The following is a 15943-nucleotide window of genomic DNA, read 5'->3' on the forward strand; positions in this document are numbered from 1 at the left end:
CTCCGTGACGAGAGGGCGGCGGGCCGCCTCCGTCGCTCCGAGCGTCGGCGATGGCTTTCTTCCGTCCGGCAGGCGAGTGTCGAACCGATGTCGAAAGACGATAGCTCGTCGAACGTCGCGATCGCCTGTCAGGGCGGGGGCAGTCACACCGCGTTCACTGCGGGCGTCCTCCAGCGACTCTTCGACGAGTTCCCGTCGGACCGCAACCTGGTCGGAATCAGCGGCACCTCGGGGGGCGCCGCCTGTGCCACCCTCGCCTGGTACGGGCTGAACCATCCGAACCGGACGCCGCGAGAGCTGCTGTCCGGCTTCTGGGAGGACCTCGGCGCGTCCTCTCCCCTCGACCGGACGGTGAACACGCTCGTCCGGTGGAACGTCACCCTCCGCCGTATGGGTGTGCCGCTCCCCGAGACGAGCCCCGCACACTCCCCCGTCGCTCGCTGGGGCCAGGACGAGCTACGTCGCCTCCTCGAACGGTACGTCGACTTCGAGGAACTGCCCGACCTGCTCGACGGAACGGAACCCGCCCTACTCGTCAGCGCAATCGACGTGCTCACCGGGGAGTTCGAGCTGTTTCGCGGGAACGACCTCTCCGTGGACGAAGTGTTGGCCTCCGCCGCCGAGCCGCACCTCTTCGAGGCGGTTCCCGTCGACGGCCACTACTACTGGGACGGCCTCTTCTCGAAGAACCCGCCGATGAAGGACTTCCTGACCCAGTCCGACATCCCCGACCCTGACGAGCTCTGGCTGGTCGAAATCAACCCCCAGCGGCGGTCGGAGGTGCCGACGACCAGAGAGGAGATCGACGGTCGGCGCAACGAGCTGTCCGGAAACCTCTCGCTGAACGCGGAAGTCGGCTTTCTCGAGGCCGTCAACGGGTGGATAGAAGAGGGCTACCTTCCGGACGACTTCACCCACACGGACATCAAACGCATCCGCTTCCCCCGTCGCCGCCGGTTGTCCTGGCGAACGAAACTCGACCGCGACCCGGAGTTTCTGGACGAACTGATGGACGACGGCGAGCGGGCGGCACGGGCGTTTCTCGAGGAACTGTAGCGCTCCCGACTCGACGCCCGACGAGGGAGACCACCCGGACGGACGCGCGAAGGTGGTGTTCGGTCGAGTCGCTCACCGGACGGGGAGGTGGCGGCGACCGGTCAAACGGCCGCTGTCGGGTGAGCGTTCGGTAGGAGCCGGCCTGTCGACGAAGGCCGGAGGCTCCCGTAGTCACCGATTCAGCCCGTACGCTGCCGGCTCCGTGCCTACCGTGTCTATACACGCCGTCCGCGCGAATCCACGAACCTTTACCACGCCACCGCGAGAAGCCGGTTCGTATGACGCAGACGCAGAGCGACCTCGCCGGGCTCTCGAAGTTCATCTTCCGTGCGCCGCGGTGGTACACGAGCCTCGGGTTCGCTCTTGCGATCGCCGCCTTCGTCGGCATCGCCGCGTTCGACTCGGGCGAAACCGTCTCCACGTGGCGCGGCTTCCTCTTCATCGGCCGCGACGCCTGGGAGGGCATCTTCTTCATCGGGGTTCCGACGGTCATCGCGAGCTTCGCGACGACGGGCATCGACCGATTCGTCGGCGGGAAGCTCACGCCGAATCGGTCCTCCCTGCTCGCGCTCGCGGGCGAGCTACTCATCGTGGCGTTCATCACCGTCGCCGCGGTGCTCACGACGCTGACGCCGCTCGACCAGACGTTCGTCTACGACTCGCTGGTCGTCGCGCTCGCGTCCGTGTTCGCCCTCCGCCTGCTCGTAATCGTCGCCGTCTCCCGGCGCTCGCTCCTGCTGGCGACCGTCCCGGCGAGTATCCAGACCCTCGCCGGGGCCGCGTTGCTGTTCGTCTACTCCGGCGCGCTCAGTTATCTGGAGGTCGGCGGCCCGCTCCTCCCCTACGCCGGGAAGTACCTCGCACGCGCCGAGCAGGCGCCACCGGAGATAACCGCCGTCACCGCGAACCACTTTCTCCTGCTCGGAGTGCTCTGTGCGCTGTACGCCGCCTCCGTCTACGCGGTCGTCGTCGTCATCGACCGGCCGTGGCGCAAGAGCCTCGGGGTCTCGCCGCTCGACTTCCTGCGGGGATTCATCGGCCACGTCGCTGAGGGCACCCGAGAGCTGGAGGAGTTCTTCGAGAAACTCGGGCAGGACGCTATCGTCCCCGTCACCGTGCTCTCGTTCGCCCGCGAGGACGGCTCCGAGAAGGCGCGGTTCGTCCTCCCGATGATTCACCCCGGGCCGATGGGGGAGATCGGCGGCGGCAACTTCCCGGAGCGGGTCGCCGAGCACGCCGAGGGGATGGCGTTCCCGCCGCACGCGACCGCCGGTCACGACTTCAACCTCGTCACGGAGCGCGAGGTCGACACCATCCTCGACGCCGTCGACCGCGCGATGGACGACGTGGAGTACAGCTCGGAGGCGACGACGAGCGTCCGGGCGCAGTCGGGCGAGGCGAACCTCCTCGGGCAGGGGTTCGGCGACGACGCCTTCCTCGTCTCGACGTTCGCACCGAACTTCGCCGACGACGTGGAGTACGGCGTCGGCCTCGCCGCCGGCACCGAGGCCCGAACTCGCGGACTGGACGACGTGATGCTCGTCGACGGCCACAACTCGAACAACGGGCTCGACGGCCCCGACCTCGGGCACGTCACGCCCGGGAGCCAGCGCGCGTTCGACCTCATCGGCGCCGCCGGCGAGACGGGCGAGAGCCTCGCGGCCGCCGAGCGAGGGGAGCTCACGCTCGGGACGGCCTGGAACCGCACCGACTGGACGCCGATGGAGGGAATCGGCCCGCTCGGCATCCGCGTCGCGGTCAGCGAGGTCGCTGGACGCACCACGGCCTACGTGCTCGTCGACGGTAACAACATGGAGCCCGGGCTCCGCGACCGACTCGTCTCCTCGCTGACGGGGACGCCGGTCGCCGGCGCCGCCGCCATGGAGGGGAGCGAGGCGACCGCCGTCGCCACCGACGGCGCGGGTGCGGCCGACGGGGCCAGCGCGTCGACCCGGGCGGCGCCCGGCGGCGCTCCCGGAGCGGGAACGGAAGGCGGCCACGGTGGCGACCGCCCGCGCGACGGCCTCGTCGACGAGGCCGAGGTGATGACCACCGACACACACATCGTCAACACGGTGAAGGCGGACAACCAGGTCGGCGCCGTCATCGACCACGACGAGCTGGAGGCGCTCGTCGACCAGCTAGTCGACGAAGCGTTGGACGACCGCGAACCCGTCTCGGCCGGGATGGCCGTCGAACAGGCGAACGTCACCGTCTTCGGGAACGACCGCACGGAGACGCTCGCCAGTCACGCGAACGTCGCCGTCTCGATGGGGGGTGCCTTCGCCGCGGCGGTCGTCCTCTCGGCGCTCGCCGTGAGCGTGCTCATCTTCTTCCTCGCCCCCTGACCGGGCTGGTGGCCCCTCGCCGACGCTCGCCGTCGACCGTCGGGGCGGTCGCTATCAGCGTCTCCTGCTATCGGCGCCTCCTTACTCGTCGTCGCGTGACCCGCCCAACCTGAGCACGCGGGTGCTTCGTGACCCGCAACTGGGACACAGATGCCGGTAGTACACCCGCGAGCCGGTCGTCTGAACGCGCCAACTCCCGGCCTCGTCTTCGAAGCCACACTCCGGGCAGACCCGCGCCTCCTGGTCGTACCGTGCCCTGAGCCGGTCCAGCGCCGACGTGCCGCGGCCGTCCATGCTCATAGGTACCATATGACAGTCACGACTGAAAACGGTTTCGTCGGGCGGGTATAAGTGTGTACGCGGCAGAGCCGGCCGGGCCGGATTCACTGGGCACGCTTGCCTCGCCAGGTACGCCAGCCGTAGCGGCCCGACGGTTGCTCGGCGGGAGCGAGACGACGGACGGGACCGGGCGGCTCGAATCGCGGTCGAGCGCGCCGAGAGCGACCGGACGGAGCGGCCGCTGGTCGGGAACTGTCGAGAAGAACGGTCGCCGGCGGTCGTACCGATACCGGTCGGCGACGGTCGGTTTAGGCCGAGTCCGCTCGGTCGAAGAGGTCGTCGACGGCCTCACCCGCCGCGCGGGCGGCCTCGTCGGCGACCGCTTCGGGGTCGTGCTCGTCGTCGGGCGCGTTGAGGTACACGTCGACTTCGAGCACGCCGTCCTCGAACGTGACCGTCACGTCGAGGTCCGTCACGTCGGACTGTTTGTACCGCGCGAAGACGACGCCCTCGGCCGCCTCCGACGCCGCCTGGACGACCTCCTCGTCGGTCGGGTCGTCGGGCTGTGCGTCCTCCGCGTCCGCGCCGGGGGTCATTACGAGCCGCCGCTCGGGCCCATCGGACCGCCGGCGCCGCCGGGGCCGCCCGCACCGCCGCCCTGCAGCATCTGCTGAAGCTCCTGCTGGAGCTCCTCGAACTGGCCCTGGACGCGCTCTTCCTGCTTGTCGAGCTGCTCGACGCGCACTTCGAGGCTGTCGACCTTCTCCTCGAGGTCCTCCTGAGCCTCGTCGTAGCTCGTCTCGACGAGAAGCTCGCCGACCTCGCGGTACATCTTCGTGTCGCTGTCGATGTCCTCGAGCGTCTCGAGGGCCGTCTTGGACTCCGAGAGCGTCGTCTCGGAGGACTGCTTCTGTGCGGACAGCTGCTGTGCCGTCTCCTGAAGGTCCTGGAGTTCCTCGATCTTCTCCTGGGCCTCCGGCGGAAGGTTACCCTGCATGGTCGGGTCGACGTGACCCGGACTGAAAAAGCCCTGCATTCCGTCTCGCGGACGGGGACGGTTCCCGAACGGCGTCTCGGGAGCCGTCGACGGCGCGGACCGAGAAGTCGCGTTCCGCTACGGTCGCCAGTACCGCGTGACGACCTCGAACAGTACCAGTCCGACGGCGACGCCGACGCCGACCGCCAGCCCGAGGACGAGCGCGCCGCCGACGCTCCCCTGTTCGTAGAACCCGACGACGACGGCCAACGCGGTGGCGGCTACGACGTATCGGAGGGCACGCCGACCGTCGAACGGCGGCGGTCGCGTCATCTCACCCTTCCGGGGTCCCCACCGGCCCGGCCGACCACGTCCTCGGCGACGCCCACTAGCCGCCGCCAACTGTTCAGGCCGGCACGGAGCGCCACGAGGTCGGCGGCACGGACCCGGACGACCACCTCGTCGCCGGCGCGGTCGACGGTCGCGGCCGAGCGGTCGTCGTCGATTTCGCCGACCTCGACGCCCACGGCGCCGGCGACGAGGCGAGCGTGGCGCTCGTCGGGGTAGCGAAAGCGGAGAACCGCGTCGTGGACGAGGTCGTCGTGGGCGGGCGCGTCGCGCCCGACAGGGCCGCCGGCGTCGTCCGCCCGGTCGGGGTCGGTCCCGGCGTCCACGGCGTTACTCGACGTCGACTTCCTTCACCGTGCGGGCGCGCTCCTTCAGGAGCACGCGGTGCCCGCAGTACGGACAGCGGACCCCGCCGTACTCGTCCAGTTCGACGTCGCGCTTACAGCGGGAGCACTTGTAGCTCATGAGATGTGGGTGGAGAGGTGTTACTCGCTGTCCGAGGAGAGCGCGGCGCGGATGGAGCGGGTGACGGTGCGGCCACCGGGGGTCTCCGGCCGGTACGTCCCGCCGGCGAACTTGTAGCCACAGTTGCCGCACTGCCAGATGGCGGTGCCCTTGCGGTCGACGCGGTCCTCACCGCAGTCCGGGCAGGTGTGGTCGTCGTGCATGTCCCCCTCGATTTCGGCGACGCGCTTTCGCGCGACACGCCCGTAGCGGGCGCCGAATCGGCCGGCGCTGCCGGTCTGACGTGCCTTGTTCTCGGCCATAGTACCGGAGATTACCGCCAGCGGGCACAAAAAGGCTACGAGTCCGGGCCGCGAGGTCGGTTCGGACGTGGTGTCCCCGCCATCCCCGTCGACGGGGTGGCCCACAGCGTTTTGCCCGGACCGGGCGAAGCGGTCGACGACCGTGATCGTCGCAGACCTGGCGCTCCCGACGCCCGCACTCCGTCGAGTCGCGGGCGCCGCCGCCGAGGGCGCCGTCACGCTCGACCGGGTGTACGCGACCGTCGAGACGTCTCGCGTCCGCGTCCAACTGGAGGTCCCCCCGCGGCCGAGTGACGGCGACGCGACGGAGCGAATCGAGACCGCGCTGGCGGCCGACCCGACCGTCGAGGAGTACGCGCTGCTGTCCGAGACCGAAGCGGAGCGTCGGTACCGCGTCACGCTCTCGCCCGCGGGCGAGCGGGCGTCGACGTACCCCGACTGGGTCGCCGTCGACGCGGTGCTCCTCGACGGGCGGGCGTCGACGTCCGGTTGGGACCTCCGGCTACGCTTTCCGAGCCGGGAGGCGCTCGCACGCTACCGAGAGCGCTGTGGGGACCGGGACGAGGGAGCCGAGGCGGAGCTCCGGGGCCTCTACTCGAGCGGGACCGACGACGACCCGGAGTTCGGGCTCACCGACGCGCAGACGGCCATCCTCCACCGCGCCCTCGAGCTCGGCTACTTCGACATCCCCCGGAGCGCCTCGCTCGCCGAGGTGGGCGACTCCCTGGGCGTCACCGGACAGGCGGCTTCCGAGCGGCTCCGCCGGGCGCTGAAGACATACCTCTCGAACTCGATGTTCTCGGGGGGACGCGGCGAAGAGGGCCGCGGGGCAGACGGGACGGCGGTCGGGTCGGACCGACCGACCGGGTCGCCGGCGGACCCCGGCTCCGACACCGTCGGCGACACCGCCGACTGACGCACCTGCTCCGGGGACGACTCCCGACCCGAACTCACCCGTTCACTGGAACTCCGCCTCGTCGAGCGCCTCGTTCAGGTCCTCGCGCACCCACTCGCCGGTCTCGCGGTCGAACGCCGTCGTCACGACGCGGTTCTCCTGGACGCTGGAGCCGTCCCGCAGGAGGAGTCGGACGTTGCCGTTGCCGTCGGCACGGGTCACCTTCGCGCGCAGGCCCGTCCGCGACCCCTTCCCGCCGGCGTCGATGGGGCCGGGGACGACCTTCTTCACGTGCGGGTGGTCGGCGACGACGCCGATGGCCCGAAGGCCGTCGCGGTCCCCGATGAGGGTACTGTGTGTACCCCCGAGTTTCTCCCGCGGCGGCGTCTCGACGACCTCCAGCGAGCGCTGGCCCCGGCGGTCGAGCACCGCCGCCACGGGGTCGTCGCCGGCGACCCGTCGGAACTCGTAGCGCACCTGCGCGCGGGTCTCCCGGAGCGCGTCCTGGGGCGTGCGGAGGTCGGTCGACCCGCCGCCGGTCGGTGCGAGCGCGTCGGCGTCCACGGCGGCGGCGTACACCGCCTCCGGGCGCTTCCGGCGGAGTTCGTCGGCGACCCGGCCGGCGAAGTTGCGGAGTTCGACCACGCCCGCCTCCCCACCCGACTCGGGGACGGTCGTGACGGTCGTCTCGCCGACGACGACGGTGTCGACTTCGTCGTTGGGGGCGCTCCCCTCCTCGTCGCGCAGGAGCGTGAGCGTCGCGCGGTCCGCCTCGAAGACGACGACGACGGCGTCGCAGTTCCCCGTCTCGCACGTCAGACAGTAGTCGCCCGGCTTCTCGAGCGGGGTGCCACACCGCCGACAGTCCATAGACTCGCTCGGCGGTGCGCCGAAATAAGTGCGTCCGTTTCCGGCCGCGGGGTCGGGGGAGACGAGCGACCCCCCGTCGGGGTCGTCGGCCACGCCGCTACCCCGGTAGTCCCGCCGGCAGTCCGAGCCACCCCACCCGGACGGCCGCGACGACGAGTACCGTGTACCCGACCGCCAGGACGACGTCCGTGAGCAGGGCCCGCTTCGTGTAGCTCCGTCCCTCCTCCGAGACGACGTCCTGTGCTCCCACGTGCAGCAACACCAGTCCGACGACGTTCGTCAGCCAGTAGCCGACCACGAGCGCCGGGAGAAACTGGTCCCGGGCGGCGAGGGCCACGACCGTCGCGAAGGCGTACGCTAGCGGGACGTTCACCAGCAGGTCGTTCCACCACGAGAGCGGCGACAGGACGAACCCGACGGTGGCGAGAACGCTGCCTCGCAGCCGTCGACCCGGGTCCGTCGGAAGCATCTACGATGCCGAGTGTAGGGCGCACGGACGGTTAAGCGACACACCGCCCGAAACGGGTGACGTCGTTCCGAGCGGGCCTCGATTCGGCCCGTCGTCGGTCACCCCTCGACATCCGCGGTCGTCTCTGCCGGAGGCAGTACCGTCTTGCCGCCAGCGACCCAACCCACGCCGATTCCCATGCAAGTTCTCGTCGCCGGCGCACACGGTCCGACCGGACAGCACACGGTTCGACTGTTGGCCGAACGCGGCCACGACGTTCGCGCGATGGTCCACCGCGAGTCGTACGCCGGCGAGGTGGAGGCGCTCGGCGACCGCGTCGAGGCCGTCGTCGCCGACCTCACCGAACCGGAGACGCTCGCCGACGCGGTCCGGGGCTGTGACGCCGTCGTCTTCGCCGCCGGGTCGAACGGCGAGGACGTGTGGGGCGTCGACCGCGACGGCGCGAACGCCCTCGTCGACGAAGCCGAGGACGCCGGCGCCGACCGCTTCGTGATGCTCAGCGCGATGAACGCCGACGCGCCCGAGGACAGCCCCGAGGCGCTCCGGGAGTACCTTCGCGCGAAGGCCGAGGCCGACGCCTACCTCCGCGAGAGCGACCTGACGTGGACGGTCGTCCGCCCCGGCGCGCTCTCCGACGACGAGGGCACCGAACGAGTCAGCGTCGGCGACGACCTCGACCGCGAAGGTGACGTCCCTCGCGAGGACGTCGCCGCGACGATGGTGACGGCACTCGAACTCGAGGCGACACACGGGGCGACGTTCGAACTGCTCTCCGGGGACGAGCCAGTCGAGGCCGCCTTACGGGGACTCGCAGGCGGCGACTCGGAGTCATAGCCGTCGGGACCGAAACCGGGTCCAGTCTCGCCCGCCCGGACCGAATCGGTGAGAGAAAATATCAGTAGTTATGAAACTCTCTCCCGTCGCCGTGGTTACCCGGCTCTCCGGGTCCCGGTTTCCGGTCGGTTAGCGACCAGTTATCAAGGAGAGACCGGTTGCCACGTGTATGCGGCACCACTCGAACGGCCGCGGTTCGCGCTGGCACGCGACGACCCACGAGCGGGACGCGGTTTCGACCGGGAGGGGACGATGAGCGTCGTCGGCCCGAAACGACCGACCGAGACAGATGAGCACGCGAGGCTTCCGCACTTCGACCTGGAGTGTCTGTTCGACGACGAGGACGACCCCTCCGAGGTGACGGTGGTCTCCTGTCGGGACGAGGACGACCTGCTGACGACGTGGCTGACGGTCGACAGCGACACCGCGGTCCCGCTCGAGGACGTCCGGTAGGCCCGCAGCCTGCCGGTCGCCGGACGTCTCGCCGTCAGGGGCCGGTTCTCGGTCACGGGGGGCGACCCTCGGTCTGGAAGCGGCTCTTGGTCGACGAGCGTCTCACGGACTCGCCTCCCGGCGGCCGAGCCCGCGTTCCAGGTACCCGAGTGCGAGCGGCCACGACTCCGCCGCCGCTCGGGCGTTCGCGGCCGGCGTCCCGCCCCGACTTCCTCCTGCGATACCGTGGTAGTCGGCGTAGGGGACGCCGAAGGAGTGTCCGCACTCGCAGTACGCCCGGAGCCCGTACGGATGCGGGTGGTCGTGGCGACGCAGTCGACGCACCGCGAGCGCGGCGGACGGCACCGATGGCCACTCCCCGTCGTCGGCGCCGGCGAGAAACAGCACCGGGCCGTCTATCTCCTCGACCGGGACGAGCGCCCGGCCGAGCAGTTCGGCCGGCAGTTCGGTGGTGACGACCTCCACCGCGGCGTCGGGGTCACACCGGTGTTCGTACGCCGCCCGTACCGCGTCGAACGCCCTGTCTGCGGCGTCCGTGGGGACGACCGGGTCGCCGTCCCGCGTCCACGCGGGCCGGTCGACGAACCGCCTCGGCGGGACGCCGGACACGCCCTGTGAGACGACGCCGCCGCCGGAGTAGCCGACGACCGCGACAGGTCCGTCGTGGGCGACGCCCGCGAGGAGCGCGGCCCCGACACCCTGTGAGAAGCCGACCAACCCGACGCCGTCGTCGCGGACGCCCTCCCGACCCGTGAGCTTCGCTATCGCCCGCTGGAAGTACTCGACCGGGACCTCGACGAGGGAGTCAGGGAGCCCTGGCCCGTCGAAATACCGCAGCGCGAGTGTCGCGTACCCCTGGGTCGCCAGCAGTCGGCTCAGCCGGCGCGGGAGCACCCCGTGTGCCCCGTGGAACGTGACGACGGGCGAGTGAGACCCCGCCGTCGACGGCGTGTAGAGCCGACCGACGACGCCGGCGGCACGAACCGACTCCGCCTCGATCTCGGGGTCGAGGTACACTCGCCTCTGCCGCCGACGCACCGCCGCGTGGCCGAGCGGTCCGGTACGTGCTCTGAGGGCGACGTCGACCGTTCGTCGGTCCCCCGTCACGAACGTCGGCGGCGACACGGCCGGCGACGGCGGCGACAGCCGGTGGAGGAGCATCTCGAACCCCGACCGGTCCCCGATGCGTCTCGCGTCAGCGGGTCCGTACCAGGCCGAGTCGGTAGCCTCGGTCCGAGCGACGACGTCCGCGAGCGCGGCGCGACCGTCGCCGTCGGTCCGGAGCGCCCAGGACCCGTCGTAGGTGACACCCCGCGCGTCGGTCGCGACGGCCTCCAGCGTCACTCGCATGTCCGGGCCGAAGCCGACGAGTCTGACCCCGGCCGGGTCGCCGACGGGAGTCCGGGCCGGCGCCTCGATGGTTCGACCGTCGCCGTCTGCGGGGGTGCCGGCCAGACAGCCTGCGCTGCCGAGCGCGGTCGCCGTCGAGGCCGTCGCCAGCAGGAGGTCGCGCCTCGACCGTCGGTCGATGTGTGCTGTGCCGGCGCCGTGGTCGCCGTCGTTGTCGACACGTCCGAGGAGGGCCATAGGATAGTGTGTATGTGTGGCACACTTAGTCGTTCGTGAGTGTCGAGTCGGTCGTGGGGCGGTGGGTCGAGGAGGAGCGTCGAGTCGGTCGTGGGTGACGAAAACACCCCGTCGAGTCGGTGACTCAGGCTGGATTACGGCCGGCGACCAGCGTCAGCCGCGTCGTCGACCGCTCACCCGTCACCGTCACGTCGAACGCGACGGCGAGCACCGCCGTCTCGTCCGCCCGCTCTTGGACGACGACGGCGCGGTCGGTCTCGCAGGGGCCGAAGCGTCGGTCGGGACCGCGCGGACACTCCCTCGCCGCCCACGCGGCCGCGGCCGAGTCGTTCCGCCGGATTCTGACGGCCACGCCCTCGTCGAGCCGTGCACGTTCTATTCGTTTCGTCGTCGCCCTCAGCCGCCGGTCCACGACGTCGACCGCGCCGTCCCGAGCCGACCAACCGTACTCGCCCGCGACGGGTCGGGAGGCGTTGTGGACGGCGCGGTCGAGCGCCCGTTCGGTATCGGCGCCGACGCGGCCGTGGTCCGCGGTCGCCGCCACGTCGGCGTGGTACCCCAACTGGAGGTAGGCGAGCACCATCGGGACGAGCGCGACGGCGACGACCGCGGCCGCCACGAGGACGAGCTGTGCGCGGTCGGTGTCGCCAGTCGCCTCGTCGGTTCCATCACGACGGCTCACGCGTACCACACCCTGACGGTCACGTCGCCGTGGAGCGTCGTCACCGTCGCCTCGCCGGTCGGAACCCCGACCGGACGACGAAAGCCGACGGCGCCGTGGGGCGTCGACACCCGGAACAGGAGGTTGTCGGTGAGGATTCGGTCCACCCGGCGTTCCAGCGCGTCGCGTTCGCGCTCGAACGCCCGCTCGCTCCGGGCGACCTCCGAGAGCCGCGTCGCACCGGCGTGCCGGGGCGGCTCCCGCGAGAGCACCGTCGCCGTGTCTTCGGCGTAGGCGTCGAGCTGGGCCTCCTGGGTGTTCGCCGTCGGGACGCCCAGCCCGAACCCCGCCGCGACGGCGAGGACGAACACGACGCCGACGCCGGCCTCGACCACCGAGAGCGAGAGCTGGGCGCGGTCGCTCGCGCCGTCACGTCCTCTCCGGCGGTCCCGCCTCCTACGCTCAGTCACCGACGCTCACCACCAGCGTCGCCTTCGTCGTCTCCGCGGGGAACGACGTGATTTCGACGGTGGCGTTCGTCTCCCCGCGGGTCTCGACCGCGAGCGTCGTCGTCTCGTATCGCGAGAGGTCGACCGTCGTGGCCCCGTCGAGCCCGGACGGGTTGTGGAGGACGACACGACCGTTCGCCCGGACGGTCCGCACTGTGGTGTTCGGTCCGGAGTCGACGGCCAGCCGCACTCGCGGCGTTCGCCGCGGGAGCGTGAGCGCGTCGTGTACTCGACGGTCGAGCGTCCGCGTCGTCGGCCGACGTTCCGCGACGAGCACGAACCGGCGGGTCGTCGCCCCCGCCGTCGGGTCCCCGCGCGAGACGAGGGTCCGGTCGCCGAGGCGGACCCGAACCGAGCGGTTCCGCACCGCGGGGGCGAGCGCGTCGAGGTCGGCGGCCGTCAGGCTCCGGAGCCGACTCCGGTTCAGCACGTTCGGCCGGTCCGTCGTCGGGGCGTCGGCGGCGACGAGGCGTTCCGCGAGCGTCCCGGCGGCGCGCCGTTCGAGCGGCTCGCGGTCCGCGCCGTCGAGCGCGCCGTCCGCGAGCGCCAGGGCGACGCCGGTCGTCGAGGCGAGCGTCACGAGCGCCACGACGAGTGCGACCAGGTTCGTCTGTGCGCGGGTCGCGGTCGGCGAATCGAATCGACGCCGCGTCATCGGGTCACCGCTCCCGGTTCTCCGTCCGTCGACGACGCAGCGTCGGACGACCCGATTTCGACGGCCAACCCGCCGGCGGTGTCGTCGACGCGGACGACCGCCGGGTCGTCGCTCTCCCACTCCCCGTTCACGGCGACGACCGCGTCGGGGAGGGAGAGTCGCACCCGCCCGTCGAGGCGGTCGTCGGGGTGGTCGAGCGCGAGCGTGGAGCCGTTGGCCCGGAGGCGGTACTGTGCCCCGCGAATCGTCCGCGGGAGGTCGACGCGCGTCTCGCTGTCGACGCCGGTCGCGTTCGGCGGTATCGCGGTCTCGACCCGCTCGGCCGCCGTCGCGAGCGTCCGGTCGCCCACCTCGTCCGCGGCGGCGGTGCGGTAGGCGGGGACGGCCCCGCCGTACAGCGTCGAGACGAGCAGCGTGACGAACACGGTGACGAGCGCGACCTCCATCGTCTTCCCGACGACCGGCGAGAGGGCGCGGCGGTCGGCGAGGAGGGACGCGAGGGAGAACTCAGCCACGGGTCACCTCCAGTCGCATGTCGTGGACGACGAGGTACGCGACCCGGTCGCCACGGTAGTCGGCGACGACGCTCGGCACGCCGTCGCCGTCGAAGTCGCGCCGGGAGACGCTCGCGTTCGCCCGCTCGAAGTGTCGCTCCCACGCTCGCGGCGCGGTCGTCTCGACCGCGACGCGATAGGAGCCGTTGCCGAGCGCGCGGCGGCGATGGGTGACGTTCGTCCGCAGGGTCAGGCTCGTCGGCGTCGACGACGCCACCGAGTCGGGGGTCGTCGCCGAGGCGTTGAGCCGGCCGGCGCCGACGAGGAGCGTCCCCCGCGAGGCGGCGACCGGCGGTGCGGCGTACAGGCGCGAACCGTTCCCCGAACCGCGGGTGACGGCGCCGGCGGTGAAGGCTACCTGCCTGGTTCCGGACTCGAAGACGAGCGCGTCCGTCTCGACGGTGGCGACGGTTCCCGAGTCGTTCAACACCCTGAGAGTACGGTCTTCGACTCCCAGGCGTCCCTCGGTGAACGACACCCGGCCGCGGCCGGCGCCGGTGTCGGAGACGGGGTTCAGGCTCCCGTCGAGGTCGGCGGCGACGCGCCCGGCGTCGGCCGCGGCGGCGTCCTGCTGGACGACGGTACCGACCGTCGCGGTGAGCGCTCCGAGGCTCAGCATCGTCAACCCGAGCAGGATGGCGACGCCGACGACGTTCGCCTGAGCGCGGCGTCGGCCCGGGTCGGAGCGGTCGAGCCGGCTCATATCATCCCCGCCCCCGCGAAGACGACGTAGCAGACGAACACGAGCGTCCCGGAGTGTAGGAGCGCCTCGTAACGCCCGCGGCTCGCGGCCCCCGCGAACCAGCCCGAGGCGAGCATCGTCGCCTGGGTCACGACGTAGAACCGGAAGCGGTCGCGAGCGGGCTTCACGGCGTTCGGGTCGAAGGCGTACGACGACGCCGACGACCCCGAGAGGGAGGCGAGTTGCGCGAACCCGTCGAGCACGTAAGCGTTGACGGCGACGGTGATGCCGACCACGAGCAGGGCCGTCGTCCAGCCGACGGCGACGTAGGCCAGCAGATTGGAGCGAAGCGCCCGACGCTCGTGGTAGAGGTGCCCAATCTCGGTCTGGAGCGTCTCGAACACCGCCTCGGTGTCGCTACCGGCGTCGAGCGCACCCGTCACCAACCCCATCGTCTGCTCGGCGAGCGGCGTGCCGACGCGGGCGACGAAGCGGTCGAGCGCGGCGGTCCGGAGCTCGCCGGCGTCGGTCGCGCCACCGTCGTCCGCAGGGGCAGCCGCGGTACCCGCCCCGGCACCCGTCGTCAGCGAGAGGTTGAACGCGAGGTCCGCCACGTCCTCGTTCAGCGCTCCGAGGTCCACGTCGCGGGCGACGTGCTCGACCGCCGCGGAGAACGGTCGGCCGAGGCTCACGTGCCCCGAGACGGCGTGAACGAAGTCCTTTATTTCGCGGTCCTTCGCGTCGTCCCGTCTGGCACGACGGACCGCGACCACGCCCACCGGAACCGCGTAGGCCACGTACGCGAGGAGCGCGACGTTTACGGGGTGGTAGCCGAGGCGCCACAGCCCGACCGCGACGGCGGCGGCGGGGACGAGCAGGACGGCCGCCGCGCTGGCCGGCGTCCGGAACGTCGAGGTGAGCGTCGCCAGCGCGCCGTCGGGCCGGTCGTACGTCGTCGACAGCCCCGCCGGCCGGAGGTTCCCGACCAGCGCCGCGGCGGCGAGGCCGACGACGAGGACGAAGGCGGCGTTGCCGTAGACGAGCGCCGCCCGCACCGACACCGTGCCGAGCGGCGTCCGAACCGGCGCGCCGAGCCCCGGTGCGAGCACGCTCATCACGGTGAGGACGATGACCAGTAGCGCGGGCATGACGAGCAGGACGATGAACATCTCGGCGAGGAGTTCGAGAAAGCCCTCGGCGCGCTGCCGGGCGCGGTCCTGGCGGTGGCCGAGCATCCGGCTCTCCATCCGGAGGTAGTTCGCCAGTGCGTCCGACCCCTGGTCGGCGTGTTCGCGGAACTTCAGCAGGAACGGCGCCATCGCGTCCCGAGAGGGGGTGTCGCGGGCGACACGCCGAAGCCCCTCGCCGACGCTCCCCGTCAGCGCGGCGGTGTTGAGCGCCTTCCGGATGGACACCGCCGACTCCCCGTAGGCGTCGCTGTCGGCGACCTTCCGGAGCATCGCCCGCCGACCGTCGCTCCCCGAGGAGAGGGCGTGGAGGTAGCGGACGGCGCCGGGGAGCGTGCGCTCGATGTCGGTGCGGCGCGACGCGGCGACCCACTTCAGGTAGCGCCCGCCGAGGCGGACGACCGCCGTCTTCCCGAAGCCGCCCGCGACGGCCGCGACCGCGACCGCGACGTACGCTCGGGGGAGCGCCGGGAGGCCGACCGCCGCGGCGAACGGGACGCCGGCCTCGACGAACGCGGCGGCGTCGGCGAGCAGTCCCGACGGGGCGGCGGCGACGACGGTGAAGGTGGGCACGACTACGAGGGCGAACGCGAGCCACGAGAGCCCGTAGACGCGGGCGAGGTAGACGTCGAAACCGGTCCGGAGGTCGGTCCCCCGATAGCGCTGGCGGTCGACCGAGTGGCGCTCGGCGTCGGCGTGTCGGGAGAACAGTGCGTACAACACCCGGTCGAGGACGGAGAGACCGGCGATGCCGGCACCGACGCGTCCGGGGTCGTCCGCCGACGCCCCCGACCCGACCTCCCCCGACGAGGC

At 71.6% G+C, this 15943-nt stretch carries 21 protein-coding genes; 5 read left to right on the plus strand and 16 right to left on the minus strand.

From position 1 onward, the window contains the following. The first annotated feature begins 87 nt into the window (after window positions 1-87). The gene (locus tag N5095_RS14065) at window positions 88-1056 is read left to right on the plus strand and encodes a patatin-like phospholipase family protein (RefSeq protein ID WP_267623544.1); all 969 of its coding nucleotides are present in this window, start codon (window positions 88-90) and stop codon (window positions 1054-1056) included. 278 nt (window positions 1057-1334) lie between these two features. Then, window positions 1335-3404 carry a DUF2070 family protein gene (locus N5095_RS14070; protein WP_267623545.1) on the plus strand — a complete coding sequence of 690 codons (2070 nt, stop codon included), beginning with the start codon at window positions 1335-1337 and terminating at the stop codon, window positions 3402-3404. 81 nt (window positions 3405-3485) lie between these two features. Here the strand turns inward: N5095_RS14070 and N5095_RS14075 are convergent, their stop codons facing one another. The 7 genes from N5095_RS14075 to N5095_RS14105 form a co-directional block, all read right to left on the minus strand. After that, window positions 3486-3704, minus strand: a complete 219-nt coding sequence (locus tag N5095_RS14075) for an HVO_0649 family zinc finger protein (protein ID WP_267623546.1) — start codon at window positions 3702-3704, stop codon at window positions 3486-3488. A gap of 287 nt (window positions 3705-3991) precedes the next feature. Further along, on the minus strand, window positions 3992-4279 hold the full coding sequence (locus N5095_RS14080) for a DUF3194 domain-containing protein (protein WP_267623547.1): 288 nt from the start codon (window positions 4277-4279) through the stop codon (window positions 3992-3994). Further along, on the minus strand, window positions 4279-4680 hold the full coding sequence (locus N5095_RS14085) for a prefoldin subunit beta (protein WP_267623548.1): 402 nt from the start codon (window positions 4678-4680) through the stop codon (window positions 4279-4281). Before N5095_RS14085 ends, N5095_RS14080 begins: the two co-directional genes overlap by 1 nt. A gap of 117 nt (window positions 4681-4797) precedes the next feature. Next, window positions 4798-4992 carry a hypothetical protein gene (locus N5095_RS14090; RefSeq protein ID WP_267623549.1) on the minus strand — a complete coding sequence of 65 codons (195 nt, stop codon included), beginning with the start codon at window positions 4990-4992 and terminating at the stop codon, window positions 4798-4800. Then, entirely contained in the window at window positions 4989-5333 is a 345-nt protein-coding gene (locus N5095_RS14095) for a KEOPS complex subunit Pcc1 (protein WP_267623550.1), read from the minus strand. The genes N5095_RS14090 and N5095_RS14095 overlap by 4 nt, the downstream gene beginning before the upstream one ends. 4 nt (window positions 5334-5337) lie before the next feature. After that, window positions 5338-5472 (minus strand): DNA-directed RNA polymerase subunit P, encoded by a 135-nt coding sequence (locus tag N5095_RS14100; RefSeq protein ID WP_267623551.1) that lies wholly within the window; start codon window positions 5470-5472, stop codon window positions 5338-5340. Between the two features lie 20 nt (window positions 5473-5492). Then, window positions 5493-5774, minus strand: a complete 282-nt coding sequence (locus N5095_RS14105) for a 50S ribosomal protein L37ae (protein WP_267623552.1) — start codon at window positions 5772-5774, stop codon at window positions 5493-5495. 142 nt (window positions 5775-5916) lie between these two features. Between N5095_RS14105 and N5095_RS14110 the strand changes: the two genes are divergently transcribed. Beyond that, window positions 5917-6690: a helix-turn-helix domain-containing protein gene (locus N5095_RS14110; protein WP_267623553.1), complete on the plus strand. Its 774-nt coding sequence runs from the start codon at window positions 5917-5919 to the stop codon at window positions 6688-6690. Between the two features lie 42 nt (window positions 6691-6732). Here N5095_RS14110 and N5095_RS14115 read toward each other — a convergent pair whose 3' ends face one another. Next, window positions 6733-7539: a DUF2103 domain-containing protein gene (locus tag N5095_RS14115; protein WP_267623554.1), complete on the minus strand. Its 807-nt coding sequence runs from the start codon at window positions 7537-7539 to the stop codon at window positions 6733-6735. A 97-nt stretch (window positions 7540-7636) separates the two neighbouring features. Beyond that, window positions 7637-8008, minus strand: coding sequence for a DUF7980 family protein (locus N5095_RS14120; protein ID WP_267623557.1), 372 nt, complete (start codon window positions 8006-8008; stop codon window positions 7637-7639). Window positions 8009-8185: 177 nt separating this feature from the next. Here N5095_RS14120 and N5095_RS14125 point away from each other — a divergent pair, with 177 nt between their 5' ends. Together N5095_RS14125 and N5095_RS14130 are read left to right on the plus strand one after the other, a co-directional pair. Then, the gene (locus N5095_RS14125; protein WP_267623558.1) at window positions 8186-8842 is read left to right on the plus strand and encodes an SDR family oxidoreductase; all 657 of its coding nucleotides are present in this window, start codon (window positions 8186-8188) and stop codon (window positions 8840-8842) included. 252 nt (window positions 8843-9094) lie between these two features. Further along, complete coding sequence (locus N5095_RS14130; RefSeq protein ID WP_267623561.1) at window positions 9095-9295, plus strand: DUF7511 domain-containing protein; 201 nt, start codon at window positions 9095-9097, stop codon at window positions 9293-9295. A 102-nt stretch (window positions 9296-9397) separates the two neighbouring features. Here N5095_RS14130 and N5095_RS14135 read toward each other — a convergent pair whose 3' ends face one another. The 7 genes from N5095_RS14135 to N5095_RS14165 form a co-directional block, all read right to left on the minus strand. Continuing rightward, entirely contained in the window at window positions 9398-10882 is a 1485-nt protein-coding gene (locus N5095_RS14135; RefSeq protein WP_267623563.1) for an acyl-CoA thioester hydrolase/BAAT C-terminal domain-containing protein, read from the minus strand. Window positions 10883-11006: 124 nt separating this feature from the next. Beyond that, window positions 11007-11573, minus strand: a complete 567-nt coding sequence (locus N5095_RS14140) for a DUF7261 family protein (protein ID WP_267623564.1) — start codon at window positions 11571-11573, stop codon at window positions 11007-11009. Next, the gene (locus N5095_RS14145; RefSeq protein ID WP_267623566.1) at window positions 11561-12013 is read right to left on the minus strand and encodes a DUF7262 family protein; all 453 of its coding nucleotides are present in this window, start codon (window positions 12011-12013) and stop codon (window positions 11561-11563) included. The genes N5095_RS14140 and N5095_RS14145 overlap by 13 nt, the downstream gene beginning before the upstream one ends. Continuing rightward, complete coding sequence (locus N5095_RS14150; protein ID WP_267623567.1) at window positions 12006-12707, minus strand: DUF7263 family protein; 702 nt, start codon at window positions 12705-12707, stop codon at window positions 12006-12008. Before N5095_RS14150 ends, N5095_RS14145 begins: the two co-directional genes overlap by 8 nt. Next, entirely contained in the window at window positions 12704-13222 is a 519-nt protein-coding gene (locus N5095_RS14155) for a DUF7266 family protein (RefSeq protein WP_267623568.1), read from the minus strand. Before N5095_RS14155 ends, N5095_RS14150 begins: the two co-directional genes overlap by 4 nt. After that, entirely contained in the window at window positions 13215-13964 is a 750-nt protein-coding gene (locus N5095_RS14160; RefSeq protein ID WP_267623569.1) for a DUF7289 family protein, read from the minus strand. Before N5095_RS14160 ends, N5095_RS14155 begins: the two co-directional genes overlap by 8 nt. Beyond that, on the minus strand, window positions 13961-15880 hold the full coding sequence (locus N5095_RS14165; RefSeq protein WP_267624488.1) for a type II secretion system F family protein: 1920 nt from the start codon (window positions 15878-15880) through the stop codon (window positions 13961-13963). The genes N5095_RS14160 and N5095_RS14165 overlap by 4 nt, the downstream gene beginning before the upstream one ends. Window positions 15881-15943: the final 63 nt, after the last annotated feature.

The organism is Halobium salinum (assembly GCF_026586625.1).
Taxonomy (GTDB): Archaea; Halobacteriota; Halobacteria; order Halobacteriales; family Haloferacaceae; genus Halobium; species Halobium salinum.

Coding starts and splice junctions, on each gene's coding strand:
- N5095_RS14135 (WP_267623563.1), bottom strand. CDS start 10,882: ATGGCCCTCCTCGGACGTGTCGACAACGACGGCGACCACGGCGCCGGC.
- N5095_RS14080 (WP_267623547.1), bottom strand. CDS start 4,279: ATGACCCCCGGCGCGGACGCGGAGGACGCACAGCCCGACGACCCGACC.
- N5095_RS14065 (WP_267623544.1), top strand. CDS start 88: ATGTCGAAAGACGATAGCTCGTCGAACGTCGCGATCGCCTGTCAGGGC.
- N5095_RS14150 (WP_267623567.1), bottom strand. CDS start 12,707: ATGACGCGGCGTCGATTCGATTCGCCGACCGCGACCCGCGCACAGACG.
- N5095_RS14120 (WP_267623557.1), bottom strand. CDS start 8,008: ATGCTTCCGACGGACCCGGGTCGACGGCTGCGAGGCAGCGTTCTCGCC.
- N5095_RS14115 (WP_267623554.1), bottom strand. CDS start 7,539: ATGGACTGTCGGCGGTGTGGCACCCCGCTCGAGAAGCCGGGCGACTAC.
- N5095_RS14100 (WP_267623551.1), bottom strand. CDS start 5,472: ATGAGCTACAAGTGCTCCCGCTGTAAGCGCGACGTCGAACTGGACGAG.
- N5095_RS14070 (WP_267623545.1), top strand. CDS start 1,335: ATGACGCAGACGCAGAGCGACCTCGCCGGGCTCTCGAAGTTCATCTTC.
- N5095_RS14085 (WP_267623548.1), bottom strand. CDS start 4,680: ATGCAGGGTAACCTTCCGCCGGAGGCCCAGGAGAAGATCGAGGAACTC.
- N5095_RS14090 (WP_267623549.1), bottom strand. CDS start 4,992: ATGACGCGACCGCCGCCGTTCGACGGTCGGCGTGCCCTCCGATACGTC.
- N5095_RS14160 (WP_267623569.1), bottom strand. CDS start 13,964: ATGAGCCGGCTCGACCGCTCCGACCCGGGCCGACGCCGCGCTCAGGCG.
- N5095_RS14130 (WP_267623561.1), top strand. CDS start 9,095: ATGAGCGTCGTCGGCCCGAAACGACCGACCGAGACAGATGAGCACGCG.
- N5095_RS14125 (WP_267623558.1), top strand. CDS start 8,186: ATGCAAGTTCTCGTCGCCGGCGCACACGGTCCGACCGGACAGCACACG.
- N5095_RS14075 (WP_267623546.1), bottom strand. CDS start 3,704: ATGAGCATGGACGGCCGCGGCACGTCGGCGCTGGACCGGCTCAGGGCA.
- N5095_RS14105 (WP_267623552.1), bottom strand. CDS start 5,774: ATGGCCGAGAACAAGGCACGTCAGACCGGCAGCGCCGGCCGATTCGGC.